The 11843-nt window shown below is 70.4% G+C and carries 18 protein-coding genes; 9 read left to right on the top strand and 9 right to left on the bottom strand.

Features of this window, described 5'->3' with window-relative positions:
- Nucleotides 1–74 precede the first annotated feature (74 nt).
- The 3 genes from AB0J36_RS26995 to AB0J36_RS26985 all read left to right on the top strand — a co-directional run bounded on the left by AB0J36_RS26995 (nucleotide 75) and on the right by AB0J36_RS26985 (nucleotide 1688).
- On the top strand, nucleotides 75–206 hold the full coding sequence (locus AB0J36_RS26995) for a hypothetical protein (protein WP_363661258.1): 132 nt from the start codon (nucleotides 75–77) through the stop codon (nucleotides 204–206).
- Complete coding sequence (locus tag AB0J36_RS26990; protein WP_363661257.1) at nucleotides 203–328, top strand: hypothetical protein; 126 nt, start codon at nucleotides 203–205, stop codon at nucleotides 326–328. The genes AB0J36_RS26995 and AB0J36_RS26990 overlap by 4 nt, the downstream gene beginning before the upstream one ends.
- Before the next feature lie 202 nt (nucleotides 329–530).
- Nucleotides 531–1688: a phage major capsid protein gene (locus AB0J36_RS26985; protein WP_363661256.1), complete on the top strand. Its 1158-nt coding sequence runs from the start codon at nucleotides 531–533 to the stop codon at nucleotides 1686–1688.
- A 1160-nt stretch (nucleotides 1689–2848) separates the two neighbouring features.
- On the opposite strand, the gene AB0J36_RS26980 is transcribed toward AB0J36_RS26985, so the two are convergent.
- From AB0J36_RS26980 to AB0J36_RS26960, 5 genes are all read right to left on the bottom strand, one after another.
- Nucleotides 2849–3229: a hypothetical protein gene (locus tag AB0J36_RS26980; protein ID WP_363661255.1), complete on the bottom strand. Its 381-nt coding sequence runs from the start codon at nucleotides 3227–3229 to the stop codon at nucleotides 2849–2851.
- Nucleotides 3226–3477, bottom strand: coding sequence for a hypothetical protein (locus tag AB0J36_RS26975; RefSeq protein WP_363661254.1), 252 nt, complete (start codon nucleotides 3475–3477; stop codon nucleotides 3226–3228). Before AB0J36_RS26975 ends, AB0J36_RS26980 begins: the two co-directional genes overlap by 4 nt.
- On the bottom strand, nucleotides 3477–3770 hold the full coding sequence (locus AB0J36_RS26970; protein WP_363661253.1) for a hypothetical protein: 294 nt from the start codon (nucleotides 3768–3770) through the stop codon (nucleotides 3477–3479). The genes AB0J36_RS26975 and AB0J36_RS26970 overlap by 1 nt, the downstream gene beginning before the upstream one ends.
- The gene (locus AB0J36_RS26965) at nucleotides 3770–4516 is read right to left on the bottom strand and encodes a hypothetical protein (protein WP_363661252.1); all 747 of its coding nucleotides are present in this window, start codon (nucleotides 4514–4516) and stop codon (nucleotides 3770–3772) included. Before AB0J36_RS26965 ends, AB0J36_RS26970 begins: the two co-directional genes overlap by 1 nt.
- Before the next feature lie 137 nt (nucleotides 4517–4653).
- Nucleotides 4654–4962, bottom strand: a complete 309-nt coding sequence (locus tag AB0J36_RS26960) for a hypothetical protein (RefSeq protein ID WP_363661251.1) — start codon at nucleotides 4960–4962, stop codon at nucleotides 4654–4656.
- A gap of 149 nt (nucleotides 4963–5111) precedes the next feature.
- On the opposite strand from AB0J36_RS26960, the gene AB0J36_RS26955 reads away from it, so the two are divergent.
- Nucleotides 5112–5321, top strand: a complete 210-nt coding sequence (locus AB0J36_RS26955; RefSeq protein WP_363661250.1) for a hypothetical protein — start codon at nucleotides 5112–5114, stop codon at nucleotides 5319–5321.
- 230 nt (nucleotides 5322–5551) lie between these two features.
- Here the strand turns inward: AB0J36_RS26955 and AB0J36_RS26950 are convergent, their stop codons facing one another.
- Nucleotides 5552–6121: an AAA family ATPase gene (locus AB0J36_RS26950; RefSeq protein WP_357397308.1), complete on the bottom strand. Its 570-nt coding sequence runs from the start codon at nucleotides 6119–6121 to the stop codon at nucleotides 5552–5554.
- Between the two features lie 60 nt (nucleotides 6122–6181).
- Here AB0J36_RS26950 and AB0J36_RS26945 point away from each other — a divergent pair, with 60 nt between their 5' ends.
- Nucleotides 6182–6658, top strand: coding sequence for a DUF4279 domain-containing protein (locus AB0J36_RS26945; protein WP_357397306.1), 477 nt, complete (start codon nucleotides 6182–6184; stop codon nucleotides 6656–6658).
- A gap of 52 nt (nucleotides 6659–6710) precedes the next feature.
- On the opposite strand, the gene AB0J36_RS26940 is transcribed toward AB0J36_RS26945, so the two are convergent.
- A complete protein-coding gene (locus AB0J36_RS26940) occupies nucleotides 6711–7880 on the bottom strand; it encodes a helix-turn-helix domain-containing protein (protein WP_357172297.1) in 1170 nt (389 codons plus the stop codon).
- 129 nt (nucleotides 7881–8009) lie between these two features.
- Between AB0J36_RS26940 and AB0J36_RS26935 the strand changes: the two genes are divergently transcribed.
- Both AB0J36_RS26935 and AB0J36_RS26930 read left to right on the top strand, forming a co-directional pair.
- On the top strand, nucleotides 8010–8165 hold the full coding sequence (locus AB0J36_RS26935) for a hypothetical protein (RefSeq protein ID WP_357134411.1): 156 nt from the start codon (nucleotides 8010–8012) through the stop codon (nucleotides 8163–8165).
- 68 nt (nucleotides 8166–8233) lie between these two features.
- A complete protein-coding gene (locus AB0J36_RS26930) occupies nucleotides 8234–8461 on the top strand; it encodes a hypothetical protein (protein WP_357397303.1) in 228 nt (75 codons plus the stop codon).
- 147 nt (nucleotides 8462–8608) lie between these two features.
- Here the strand turns inward: AB0J36_RS26930 and AB0J36_RS26925 are convergent, their stop codons facing one another.
- On the bottom strand, nucleotides 8609–9424 hold the full coding sequence (locus AB0J36_RS26925) for a hypothetical protein (protein ID WP_357397301.1): 816 nt from the start codon (nucleotides 9422–9424) through the stop codon (nucleotides 8609–8611).
- 177 nt (nucleotides 9425–9601) lie between these two features.
- Entirely contained in the window at nucleotides 9602–9778 is a 177-nt protein-coding gene (locus tag AB0J36_RS26920) for a hypothetical protein (RefSeq protein ID WP_355053517.1), read from the bottom strand.
- A 302-nt stretch (nucleotides 9779–10080) separates the two neighbouring features.
- Between AB0J36_RS26920 and AB0J36_RS26915 the strand changes: the two genes are divergently transcribed.
- Nucleotides 10081–10881, top strand: coding sequence for a hypothetical protein (locus AB0J36_RS26915; protein ID WP_357134406.1), 801 nt, complete (start codon nucleotides 10081–10083; stop codon nucleotides 10879–10881).
- A gap of 16 nt (nucleotides 10882–10897) precedes the next feature.
- Nucleotides 10898–11839, top strand: a complete 942-nt coding sequence (locus AB0J36_RS26910) for a threonine/serine dehydratase (RefSeq protein ID WP_357397298.1) — start codon at nucleotides 10898–10900, stop codon at nucleotides 11837–11839.
- Nucleotides 11840–11843: the final 4 nt, after the last annotated feature.

Genomic DNA, 11843 nt, shown 5'->3' with positions numbered 1-11843 from the left:
CGCGAAACTGCAGGTCAGTCCCCCGTTACGCCCGTGACGCGTCACGTAACGCGTCACGTCACTCTGGAGGCACCGTGAAGACGATCGACGTTGACCAGGAGACCGCCGAGCGCGCCCTGGTGGTCATCGCCGCGCACGTTCCGCTGACTGTCGACATCGGGTGCCCGCTGGTGGCGTCCGCGACGGCCTGGCGGTGCTGCTGGTGACCAGCTCGGGCACCTGGTGGGTGCGCCCCGGTGAGGTTGAGCGCCTGGCGCAGCTTCCCGACGGGCGGTCGGAGTTGACCCGCTGGTCGGAGCGCGTCGAGCTGTCCCGGTCGATCTCGTGACCGGTATGATCAGGGCAGTCGGTTCGCTGACCCAGCGCCCCCAGGCACCACGGCCCCAGGCTTTCGCCTCGCGCCCCCGCCTCGCGGCCCCCGGTCGACGGCACGGCGGCAGACCAGTAGGTCCCCCGCCGATGTGCCCTCCCCCGACATCTCACCCCGGCGTGTGCGCCGGACACCCCATGACTTTGCCTGGAGGGCAATCGTGAGCACCAAGATGTACGACCGTCTCCGCGCCGACCTGAGCACCCTCGGCCGTGAGACGAAGGCGCTGACCGACAAGGCGACCGCCGAGGGCCGCGAGCTGACCGAGCCGGAGAAGGAGCAGGCCGCGTCGCTGGTGGCGCAGATGGACGGCGTCAAGACGCGCATGGAGCAGATCCGCGCGGACGAGAAGCTGCGCAAGGCGATCGGCGACCTGGGCGACGGCGGCCCGCGGTTCAACGACGGAGGCCCCGGCGAGTACGTGCCGGCCGGGAAGGGCTCGACGTGGGCCCGCCAGGTGGCCGGGAAGCTCATCATGCAGGCCGAGCGGCACGGCGTGAAGGCGCTCGTGTCGGGCTCGATCGACGTCCCGTCCATCGTCGAGCCGGTCGTCGACCTGCCGGCCCGCCCGACGCGCATCCTCGACCTGATCCCGCGACGACCGCTGACCGGCAACACGTATGAGTACCTGCGGCAGACGCTGCGGACGAACAACGCGGCGGTGGTCGCCGACAATGCCACCAAGCCGACATCCATCTACACCGTGGGTTCCGTCGAGGACCGGGCGCGGGTCATCGCCCACCTGTCCGAGGCGATCCCCGAGCGGTACTTCGCCGACCACCAGGAGCTGTTCCAGCTCCTGGACCGGGAGATGCGCGAGGACGCGCTGATCGCCCTGGAGACGGAGATCACCACTGGCGACGGCACCGGGGAGCACTTCACGGGCATCATCAACGTGTCGGGCACCCTCAGCCAGGCGTGGTCGACGGACATCCTCACCACCACCCGCAAGGCCCGGACGACGCTGGAGAACGCGCTCCAGCAGCCGACCGCGTACGCCATGAACCCGACCGACTGGGAAACCATCGACCTGCTCCAGGACAACGAGGGCAGGTACTACTACGGCGGTCCGTCGTCGATCGCCACCCCGGTGCTGCACGGCCTGCCGGTGGTGGTCACGCCGGCGGTAGCGGCCGGCACGGCGATCCTCGCGGACTGGCGCCAGGCCCGCCTGCGGGTGCGGGAGGACATGCGGATGGACGCGGACCGGTCGGGGACGCTGTTCGACAAGAATCAGGTGAAGCTCCGCGTGGAGGGCCGCTTCGCGTTCGACCTGGTGCGCCCTCCGGCGTTCTGCGAGATCGACCTGACTGCCTGACCTGTGCCGGCGGCGTCAACGTCAGCCCGGCTCATCGGGCAGCGAAGGGCGCGAGGGTCCTCCGTCCTGTAGACCGTCCTGCGCCAGCTGGCACGAACACAGAGCACCCCCGGGGCCAGGCCGCCCGGGGGTGCTCTGCTGTCTGTCGATCTTCGTCACACACCGTGGGGAGAGAGGGGGGATGGCACGAGGGGTCCCTCCGGCCGTCACTCTCCGCGAGATTCCGACCGCCCCTCCGGTGCTAGCCCGTACCACTCACCCCGCAGCCACCTGTGGCGGTCTGTACCGCGGTTCTGGTGGCGAGTGGTACAGGGGCTAGCGCCCTGCCCAGAGGGGCTAGGGGAGGGTCTAGCAGTAGCCCCGGCCGGGGCTAGCAGTGGCGGTCCGTACCACGCGGTATAACCCGTCCCCGGCGACCGTCACGACAGCGTCACGTACCACGCCGTTGACGGTCCACTGACGCCGTCAGGCGGCGGGTTCGTACCACGCTGCTGACGGTCCGTACCACGCTGGCCGTACCGCAAAAATGGCCGTTTCTGCGGCCATCCGTGGCGGCCATCTGGCCGCAGAAATGGCCGGTCCGGTGGCTGGTTTTTGCGGCCGTCAGACCGGCCACTGACACCGTCACGGTGGCCGGTCTGACGGTCGTCCAGGGGCGATAGCGCGGCCGTCTGGTGGCCGGCCCGGTCGCGCTATCGATAGCGGGAGGGCTAGCGCGCGGGCAGGCTCAGGAGCAGCGTGGACGGCCCTGGATAGCGGATAGCTCGACCGCCCTGGAGATGTCCCCGCAGACCCTGATGGCGCGCTGAGCTGGGATGTCCTCGGGGACCGGGGACATGGTCGCGGGGTTGGTCGCGGCACGGGTGGTGGTCGCGCTTCCGCGACCAGCGTGGGCGCGGCTCTGGCCTGCCGAATCCTCGGTGGTCGCGTGGTCGCGGCACCTCGCCGCAGGCGCCGAACCGGGCCCTGGGGAGGTAGCGCGGGTAGCGGCCGGTCGCGGCGAGGTAGCGGCACCGCTACCTGCTGCCGCTACCTCGACGACGCTGGCTGACCTGCGAGAACCGTCCGGCGGCGTGATCAGGTAGCGGGTAGCGCGGACATGGCGCGACCCCCGGAAACCCCTGATTTCGGGGGTCCGGGGGTCTCTGGTGCCGCTACCGCTACCCGCCCAGGGCTTCGTCCTGCCGGCGGTTCTGGTCGGCCGTCTCGGCCTCGCACCGCTGCGCCATGACCACGCAGTAGCGGGCCAGCCGGCGCAGTTGCTCGGCGGTCAACTCCATGTCGTCCATGCGCCCCTTCTGGCAGAGGTCCATGTCGACCAGGTCGACGGTGATGACGCCGACCGCTCGCCGCTCGCCGTCACGGCTCACGCGCAGCTCGGTCCAGATGTGCAGCTCCATCGGCATGTTCTCGCGCGTGGCCGACTCGCCGACCACGCCGTGGGTGAACGAGCTGGAGTGGTTCGCGGTGCCGTCCTCGCCGTGGTAGTGCTCGGCGCACCAGGCAGGGCACTGGCCGTGGGGAATCTCGGGGCGGGTCATCGGGTGCCTCCGGCGGCGAGCAGGGAGCCGGCCGGGCGACCGGCGGCGTGGATGGCGGTACGCATCATCAGCGCGACGGCGCCGCGCTGGTCGAGCTGCTCGGCGACGATCCGGTCGGCGCTGGCGACCCGCCAGCCGTCCGGGCCGTTCACCGCGGCGGCCAGCGGGCCGCGCTCGGGGTAGTCGACGTCACGGACCACGTACGCCTGGCCGGCGCGGATGGTCTGCTTGAGCAGGACGGGGTCCATCAGCTGCCACCCCCGACGCGCTCGATCATGTCGGCGATCGTGTTCACGAGCAGCGACGCCCGCTCGACCGTCAGCGTGATGACCTCGCGGGGCTCGACGCCGGCGGCGGGCACGTCCCCGGGGTTCCATGCGGCGATGTGGATCGTCGGGCGGCCGATGGACTCCGGCTTGATGATCTGCACGGTCAGCAGCTCGTCGACGTAGAAGTACCGGGAGCCGTGCGACCCGCTCCCCTCGGCGGTCGCGCTGCACTCCGGCGGGTGGCACCAGCGCGGGTGCTCGATCTCGGCCATCAGGCGTGCCGGGCGATGCGGGCGGCGGCCAGCAGCGCGTGAGCCAGCTGCTCGACCTCGGACGGGGTGCCGGACCAGCCCTGGACGTCCTGACCACCGGCGTAGTGGCCGGTGTCGCCCTCGGCGAGCGTGAGCACCACCCGGGTCGGGGTGGTGACCTCGCCGCGCTCGGTGGTCGACTCCACCAGCACCCGGGCGGTCGCCGCCCCGGTCGTCGAGGACGGCTCGTTGGCGGTCAGGTCCGTGACCACGACCTCGTGGCACAGGCCGATCGAGAACCCGTCGACCTCGGTCACCTGGCCCCGGTGGTCCTCGGTGCAGAACGGCGGGCAGCCGGCCGGACGGGCGGCCAGAGCGCGCTGGAGGCCGTCGGCGTAGCCCTCGGCGTACCGGCTGTCCCCGACGCGGATCGCGTCGGCCAGCTCCCGCACAGCGGCTGGGTTGGCATCGATCGCGGCCCGGATCAGCTCCAGATCGGCGGCCTCGACGCGGCCGGCGGACGCCGCGTTCATCGGGAAGTCGGCCGCCGGCGGGGCGGTCGCGGCCTGGATGTCGGCCTCGGTGACCCGGAGCCGCGCGGCCAGCTCGGCGACGGTCAGCGGACGCGGGTACGCCTCCTGGAGAGCGGCGATCCGCTCGGCCAGCGGGGCGGGCTGGTAGGGCCGGTTGACCGGGAACAGGTCGGTGGTGTCGGCGTCGATCAGCCGGTTCGACGGGGGGACGGACGCAGATGCGATGATGCTCATGGGTCGCCTCCTGGGGCGATCAAGGGCCCGGATCACAGGAGCTGGAACTCCTGCCGGGCCCGTCCCTTTTCACTGGCCGGGTCGGTCAGCTACCGATGCGGCCGGCGCGGGGCCGGACGCACGGGGAAGCCGACCGATCAGGCGGCGACCGGGGTACGGAGGATGCGGCCGATGAGCTGCGCCTGGCGGACGGTCACCGGCACGGTCCGGATGGCGGAACCCTCGGCGGGCTCGATGATCAGGCGGGCCGGGCGGTACCCGGGCTCGATGAGCTGGTGGTCAGCGTCGGTGCGCTGGTCCGGACGCACCAAGCGCAGCATGAGCGGCTGGTCGGCGTCGAGGACGGTCACGGACCGGCTGGCGTGGCTGCCGGTGGTGTCGTCCGCGCTGACCGTGCACCGGGCCGGGTCGCACCACTTCGGGTGCTTCGGGGTCGCGTTCTCCATCTGGTCGCCTCCTGGGGCGATTGAGGCTCGCTCGGTGCTGGAACACCTTGCGGGCCGTTCGGTTGTGCCAACAGCTTGGCATGCATCTCGGAAGACCGTCAAGGGGTTGGCATAGCCCTTTGCCAAGATCTTGTGAGATGATGCCCGGCATGACCTACGACCTCTCACGCCTGACCGATCTGGGCCGGACGTACGCCGAGCAGCGCGCCGCCGCTGAGACGACGCGCCAACTGCTGACGCCGGAGATACTGGCCGCCGCCCGGGCCAAGGTGAAGCAGGGCGAGATCGTGCGAGCGTCGGGCCTCACCCGCGAGCGCGTACGTCAGCTCTGCCGGGCGGCAGGGATCGAGCCTGAGTGACCCTCGGTGTTGGGGCACATGTGGGGCACGCCCCACCGGGACGGAGCGAGACATTGCGGGACACGAGAAGGCGCAAAACCGCAGGTCAGGGCCGGTTTACCGGCCCTTTCTGCTGGTCAGAGAAAGATGCCGTTCATTCCCGTTGGAAGTAGCAGCGTGATGGCCTCCGACCGACGCTTCCGTACGCCCCGGGCCGTCGAACCGTGACACCTTAACCACGGTCACGACTCTCAGGGCTGAGCTTCCCTCAGTGGGCCGAGCAACCAGCGATTGGCGGCGGCGTGACTGCGGAGGTGAACCACGGGAAGGTCCGGACGCCGGGCCGACAGGGCCTCGATACGTGTGGCCGTCTGAGGATGCGTGTTCCACGCCCAGCGAACGATGTGCTCGGAGTCGGTGAACAGGGTCCAGAGCGGCGGTTCCACGTTGCCGTTCCAGAGCTGTTGGCGTCGAAGGCGGCGTACGACGGTCCGCCGGACGACCTGGCGCATCACGGTGATCTTCGGCAGATCCAGCCACACCAGCAGGTCCGCGAGATCGGCGAGGTGAGTGCGTACCGCCCTGTACTGCCACTCGGTCACCCAGGAGGGACCTGCGCTGAAGCGGCGTACGTCGTCTTCGAAGGACGGCCGTCTGGTCCACGACGGTCCGTGGAACAGGCCGTCGATCTCAATGTGCGGCGCTTGCAACGACGTGGCGATGCGGGAGGCGAGGGTCGTCTTTCCGGCGCCCGAGGTGCCGGCGACCAGCACGCGGCGGGGACGCCACGGCAGGGGATCGGCGGCGTGCAGGTGCGGCATGGCAATGAGGGTAGTTCGACCGGATCGGCTTGGTACCTACCGCGACTCTAGAGTGCCCGCATGCCCGTATCCCAGTACGCGTACCTCGCGCTGTCCTCCGTCCGGGTGTCAGCGGCCGAGATCACGAGCAGGTTGGGCATCAAGCCCGACGAGGTGCTCGTTCGTGGCAGTCGCCAGGGCGATCCGGTTCGGCCCACCGCTCATCGGTGGAAGATCGTCTGTCGCAAGCCCGGACTTACCGTGGACGAACAGCTTGCGGAGATCGTGGATCGCCTGTTCGACCACGCCGAGCGGATCGGGGAACTTGCCGCTGAGCTGGACCGCGTCGATGACGTGCCCGGTGCGAGTGTCCTGCAAGTCGTCCGGGTGTTCGAGCACCCGGACGGCGAGGAGGAAAACCTGACCAGTCCCGTCGACGGCATGCAGAAACTCGCGGGGCAACACCAGTTGCTGGGCTGGCACCTGAATGCCCAGGTGCTGGAATTCCTCCGGCTCACGCGGGCGGAACTGGACGTGGACGAGTACCTGTACGGATGAAGAGCCCAGGCCGGCGATAGGGCGGAGATGACGTCAGCGCTTGCGGATGTGGCTACCGAATGGCGTTCAGCGCGTCTCGGAAGTCGGCGGTGGCCTGCTCGTGGGGGTAGCGACGGTGAAGTTCGACGTCAACTTCACCGGCGACGAGCAGCAGCGAGGGCAGGGACCGCCGAGTAGCGGCGAACGCCGTCACCCCCTCCTCGACGGCCCGGTCCAGCTCGCCAGCGCGCAGGGCTGTGGCGGCGAGCGTGAGTCGGGCTTCGGCCATCCGCATGGGTGACCGCTCGGTGCCGTCCGATCCGGTGCCGAGACGCAGAACCTCGTTGGCGTAGTGCTTGGCGAGAGTGTCGTGTTCGGCGAGGCGGTAGGCGTCCATCGCGTAGAACAGCCATTTGCCGGGATCGACCTCGAAGTGGTTGTCGGGTCGGTCGGGCGCACCGAGGTCGTCGAGGAGCCGCCGACCTCGATCGAGCGCCGTCCGCGCGCCCTCAAGGTCGCCTAGTCGTGCCAGCGATTTGGCTTCCTGTGCGATCAGTTGCACCCCCACCCGCTGTCGACCGGCGGCTTCCTGCCCAGCTCGGGCGGCGGTCAACGCTGCCTCGTGCCGGGACTGGGTGAGTGCGAACCACGCCGTCATCTCCCACGCCCAGCCGGTGATGCCGGCGTGCCCGGCTTCCTCGCCGAGCTGACGGGCGGCAGTGCGGGTGGCCTCGGCACTGGCGCGTTTGCCGAGGTCGTATTCGACACAGCCGATCAGCAGCGCCAGCCAGCCTGCGCACACCAGCAGTTCGCGGTGCTGCCGCAGCCCGGTGGGTCGCTGTAGCAGTCGGGCGACCTCGCGCAGCCAACCCTGACCTTCGGCGCGGAGTTCCCCGGCGTCGCGCCACCCGTACTGGCAGCACAGCTCGGTCACGGTCGCCTGCAACGTCTCGATGGTGGCGGGGGCGGTGTCGCTGGCGTGCATTCGATGTAGCAACTCGACGGTCTCCGACGGCCGGATGTCGGAGGCAGCGGCGATGTCCAGGGCGGCGCAGGCGATCAGCTCCCCACGAGCGGCCAGGACGTCGTCGATCCGGCGGGCCAGATCCTCACCCGGTCGACGACGGCCGTTCTCAAGCCGTGAGAGGTGACCCTTGTCGGCGGGCAGCAGCTCGGCGAGAGCGGCCAGGCTGAGCCCGCGCGCTTCCCGCGCTGTCCGCATTCGGGCGCCGAATGTTGGCATGTCTCGCGCCTCCCACCGGAGTTGCCAGGTTGCCGGTGCGCATTGGCAACGCGCAACCCGTCGACCGATGTGAGCGTACCGCCGCACGGTGTATCGGACGAGCACACGCAGTGATCGGCGGGAGGCGTGGTGGCGATTCGGGAGCGGTTCAAGCGCTGGTGGAGCAGGCGGAGGCAGGTCCAACTGGACGTGACCGGAGCAGCGACCTGTTACCCACAGCGGTTCGGCGCGTACGGGATCACGGTGCGGGACGGCAACCGCGACGGTGGGCGGGCGGCTCGGTGACGGCTGGAGAACGGCAGACTGTACGGGCCAATCGGGCTGAACGGTCGGTGTCAGCGCTCGATCGCCGGATGGACGGGGAGCACCTGCCGCGCCGCCCGCAGTGGCACTGCCAGACGTGTGTGGCAGACACGCCCTGGCCGTGCCATCCCGCGCGGGTGCGCCTCGCCGAGGCGTACGGGCGCGACCGCATCGGCCTTTCCATCTACGTCAGTGGGCTGCTCTTCGTCGTCGTCGTGGAGCTGCCCGAGGTGGCGCCGACCGAGTTGTACGAGCGGTTCGTGGCCTGGACGCGCTGATGGGCAGCGTCCACCCAGGCGACGGGGTCATGTCCTATTCCGACTGGGCGCACGGTCACAGGCTGGCCGTGAGGAGGCCGCGCACCGCCAGCGGTAGCACCGCGCTCAGGTTGCCCACCAGGGCTTGTCCCATTCGGACTACTCGCGTCAGCCGCCGGGCTTACCGGTCGGGAGCGGCGGACCCGCGGTGACGAACCGGACCGTCGGTTTCAGCTTGGCGCAGAGCTTGCGGGGAAAGGCCGGAGCCGCCTTGATGATCGCACCGCACCCGCCCGACGTGGTGCGGGTGACGGTCGACCAACCGGCCGGCTCGTTACGCAGGAAGTAGCGCCGTACGGCGGTGTCCACCTCGCACCCGGGGCGCGGCTCGACGCCGCACGACGTCGGGTCGTCCGGCACCGTCATGATCAGCCAGTTCCCGTCGCAGGCCTCGACGTGGCCCTGCGAGTGGCGGGACACGTCCATCCCCCGTACGGCCGCACGCGTCCAGGTCGGGTCGCAGCGGTCCTCCGGTGGCTTGCAGCCAAGGTGCTCGTCACACCGGCTGTACGCGCCGTTCTTCAGCGCCCACGTCTTCTGGTTGAGCGACAGCGGGCGGTCGCCGATGGGCTCCGCCGACGTGAGGGTCACCTGGGCGGGCTCGGAGGTCGGGCAGGCGCCCACGATGGCGGACCCGGCCGATTCCTCCACGATGTCGGCGAAGATGACGCCGTTCTCCTCGGTCTGGTTGTCGACCCGGACGTTGCGGGAGCAACCATCGCCACCAGCGAGCGCCTTGACCTGCACGGTCACCGCCCGGACACCCGGACCGGGCGTCACGCCGCTCACCTCGGCCTGGTAGGTGTCCCACGCGGCGGACGCGCTCGGTGCGGCGTCTTCGGGCCGGGTCTGCGGCGCCGCGCAGGCAGCCACTCCCGGCACGACGACAGTCAGCAGGCAGAGAACGGTTGCGAGCCGGCGCATGGATGACATCCTGCCCGTCCGCGCCGCGTTTCGTGGTCCCGCTCCGGTGATCCACTCCAGTTTGGCGAACTGGGGCTATCCCCGCAGCAAGACGCCCCCAGTTCGCCGATCTGGAGTCGATCATCCACGCGCGGAGGACGGCGCGACCAGCGGCCGAGGTGCGGGCCGGCGTGGGAGTCAGGCGTCGGTGCGGGAGGTGTGCGCGACCGGTCGTCGGGACCAGCACTGCGGGCGCTGGCGAACGGCCAGCTCCAGCGCGAGGTGGTCGGACTCGATCATTTCCCGGGCTATTCGACGCGCCATCTCGAGGCGGTCGACGTACGCGTCAAGATCGGTCGGGCCGGCGCCAGCCATAATCGAACTCCTCGTCCCATTCGAACTAGTCGCATCATGCACCGTGCCGGCGAGCCGCCACCATTCTCCGATCGGTGGAATCGATCCGCCGTACGGCTCTGGGTGTCGTACCCCCGGCTGGGCCGATGGTAACGGCGCGTCCACCACCTCGCCCGCGAACTGCCAAAAGTGTCCACCAGATACGTCGCGATCAATGGTGACGGGTGGATTTGCCGGTGCTCGCTACATTGCACGGTGCACGGTGCGCGGATCCGCAGGGCGCGACGTGTCCGGTGAGGGATCTTCGATACGAGAGGACCGCCGTGCGACAACCGAGCAGAACCGACCCGTTGTTCGTGGCCGTCGAGTCCGAAGCGATCACCCGCGCGGACGTCGCCGGTCTGGTCGCCGGGCGGATCGCCGCCGTCCGGGTGCCGGGGCTGCTGCCGGCGGCCTGCTGCCACGCCATCACCACCGCGCTCGCCGGCGCGGAGATGGACCGCTACGACGAGAGTCGCGTGTTTCCCGTCGTCGCGAAGTTCGGCCCGGCCATCAACGACCACCGCGATGGTGGGGAGCTGCGCGAGGACTACTGGGCGGCGGCCGACGCCGCGGAGAAGGGCTGGTCCACGTTGGGCCTGCCGGACTCGCCCCGCGAGCTGTGCCTGGCCGCGTTCCGGGCGGCCTGGCCGGACGTGTCGTCGGGGCGGCGGCAGGACCGGCAGATGCATGTCGGCATCGTCCGTGAGATCAACGCCGGCCTTCAGGTGCACTTCGATGACGCGGTCCGGGAGTACGCCGGCCGGCTGCTCGACAGCGAGGTGGTGGCCCAGTTGGCGTTCAACATCTACGTCCAGGTGCCGCCCAGGGGCGGGGAGACGGTGCTGTGGCGTCGCCGGTGGCAGCCGGACGACGAGGACCTGCGGATCCCCGGCGGGTACGGCTACCGGGAGTCGGTGGCCGACGGTACGCAGTCGTTGACGTTGCGGCCGACGTTGGGAGAGGGATTCCTCTTCGACCCGCGCCACTATCACACGGTGCGTCCGGCGACGGATGGCCGGCGAATCTCCATAGGATGTTTCGTCGGGCTCACCGACGACGGTCGACTGGCTCTCTGGTCGTAGTGAAGGGCGTTTCCCCATGGTGGACAGAAGCGACGTCGAGGCGGCTGCGGCGCGGGTCGAGGGGCGGGTCCGGGAGACGCCGGTCATCACGGTCGACGGTGCCGACCTGGGCGTCCCCGGGTTGCTCAGCCTCAAGCTGGAGCTGCACCAGCACACCGGTTCGTTCAAGCCGCGGGGAGCGTTCAACCGGATGCTCCAGGGGCCGCTGCCGTCGGCCGGGGTGATCGCCGCCTCGGGGGGCAACCACGGCCTCGCCGTCGCGTACGCGGCCCGTTCGCTGGGCGTACCAGCGGAGGTTTTCGTGCCGGTCACCGCCTCGCCGGTCAAGGTGCAGCGGCTGGCCGGGCTGGGCGCGCAGGTACGGCAGGTGGGCCAGCACTACGCCGAGGCGTTGACGGCCAGCTCCGAGCGGGCCGCCGAGACCGGGGCGCTGGTGGTGCACGCCTACGACCAGCCGGAGGTGGTGGCCGGGCAGGGCACCGTGGGCCGGGAGTTGGAACGCCAGCTCGGCGGGGTCGACACCGTGCTGGTCGCGGTCGGTGGCGGTGGGCTGGTGTCCGGCATCGCCACCTGGTTCGACGGGTCGGTGCGTGTCGTCGCCGTCGAGCCGGAGCAGATCCCCACCCTGAACGCCGCCCTGAAGGCGGGCCGGCCCGTCGACATCGAGGTGGGCGGTATCGCCACGGACTCGCTGGGCGCCCGCCGGATCGGCGAGATCGCCTTCGACACGGCCCGTCGTACCGGTGTGGTCTCGGTGCTGGTACGCGACGACGACCTGACCCGCGCGCGTCGTCTGCTCTGGTCGGAGCTGCGGGTCGCCGCCGAGTTGGGCGGCTCCGCCGCGTTGGCCGCGCTGGTCGGCGGGGCGTACGTGCCCAGGGCGGGGGAGCGGGTCGCGGTGATCGTCTGCGGTGGCAACACCGACCCGAGTGACCTGGGCCCGTCAGCGCCCCACTGACTCC

The sequence above is a fragment of the Micromonospora sp. NPDC049662 genome (assembly GCF_040675055.1).
Taxonomy (GTDB): domain Bacteria; phylum Actinomycetota; class Actinomycetes; order Mycobacteriales; family Micromonosporaceae; genus Micromonospora.
Note: the sequence above shows the minus strand (reverse complement) of the source record. Positions and strands in the feature narration are given on the sequence as shown.

Bases quoted from the DNA above. Each gene is read 5' to 3' on its own strand.
- AB0J36_RS26980 (WP_363661255.1), bottom strand. From the start codon at position 3,229: ATGACCCGCCCCGAGATTCCCCACGGCCAGTGCCCTGCCTGGTGCGCC.
- AB0J36_RS26975 (WP_363661254.1), bottom strand. From the start codon at position 3,477: ATGGACCCCGTCCTGCTCAAGCAGACCATCCGCGCCGGCCAGGCGTAC.
- AB0J36_RS26970 (WP_363661253.1), bottom strand. From the start codon at position 3,770: ATGGCCGAGATCGAGCACCCGCGCTGGTGCCACCCGCCGGAGTGCAGC.
- AB0J36_RS26965 (WP_363661252.1), bottom strand. From the start codon at position 4,516: ATGAGCATCATCGCATCTGCGTCCGTCCCCCCGTCGAACCGGCTGATC.
- AB0J36_RS26960 (WP_363661251.1), bottom strand. From the start codon at position 4,962: ATGGAGAACGCGACCCCGAAGCACCCGAAGTGGTGCGACCCGGCCCGG.
- AB0J36_RS26955 (WP_363661250.1), top strand. From the start codon at position 5,112: ATGACCTACGACCTCTCACGCCTGACCGATCTGGGCCGGACGTACGCC.
- AB0J36_RS26950 (WP_357397308.1), bottom strand. From the start codon at position 6,121: ATGCCGCACCTGCACGCCGCCGATCCCCTGCCGTGGCGTCCCCGCCGC.
- AB0J36_RS26945 (WP_357397306.1), top strand. From the start codon at position 6,182: ATGCCCGTATCCCAGTACGCGTACCTCGCGCTGTCCTCCGTCCGGGTG.
- AB0J36_RS26940 (WP_357172297.1), bottom strand. From the start codon at position 7,880: ATGCCAACATTCGGCGCCCGAATGCGGACAGCGCGGGAAGCGCGCGGG.
- AB0J36_RS26930 (WP_357397303.1), top strand. From the start codon at position 8,234: ATGGACGGGGAGCACCTGCCGCGCCGCCCGCAGTGGCACTGCCAGACG.
- AB0J36_RS26925 (WP_357397301.1), bottom strand. From the start codon at position 9,424: ATGCGCCGGCTCGCAACCGTTCTCTGCCTGCTGACTGTCGTCGTGCCG.
- AB0J36_RS26920 (WP_355053517.1), bottom strand. From the start codon at position 9,778: ATGGCTGGCGCCGGCCCGACCGATCTTGACGCGTACGTCGACCGCCTC.
- AB0J36_RS26910 (WP_357397298.1), top strand. From the start codon at position 10,898: ATGGTGGACAGAAGCGACGTCGAGGCGGCTGCGGCGCGGGTCGAGGGG.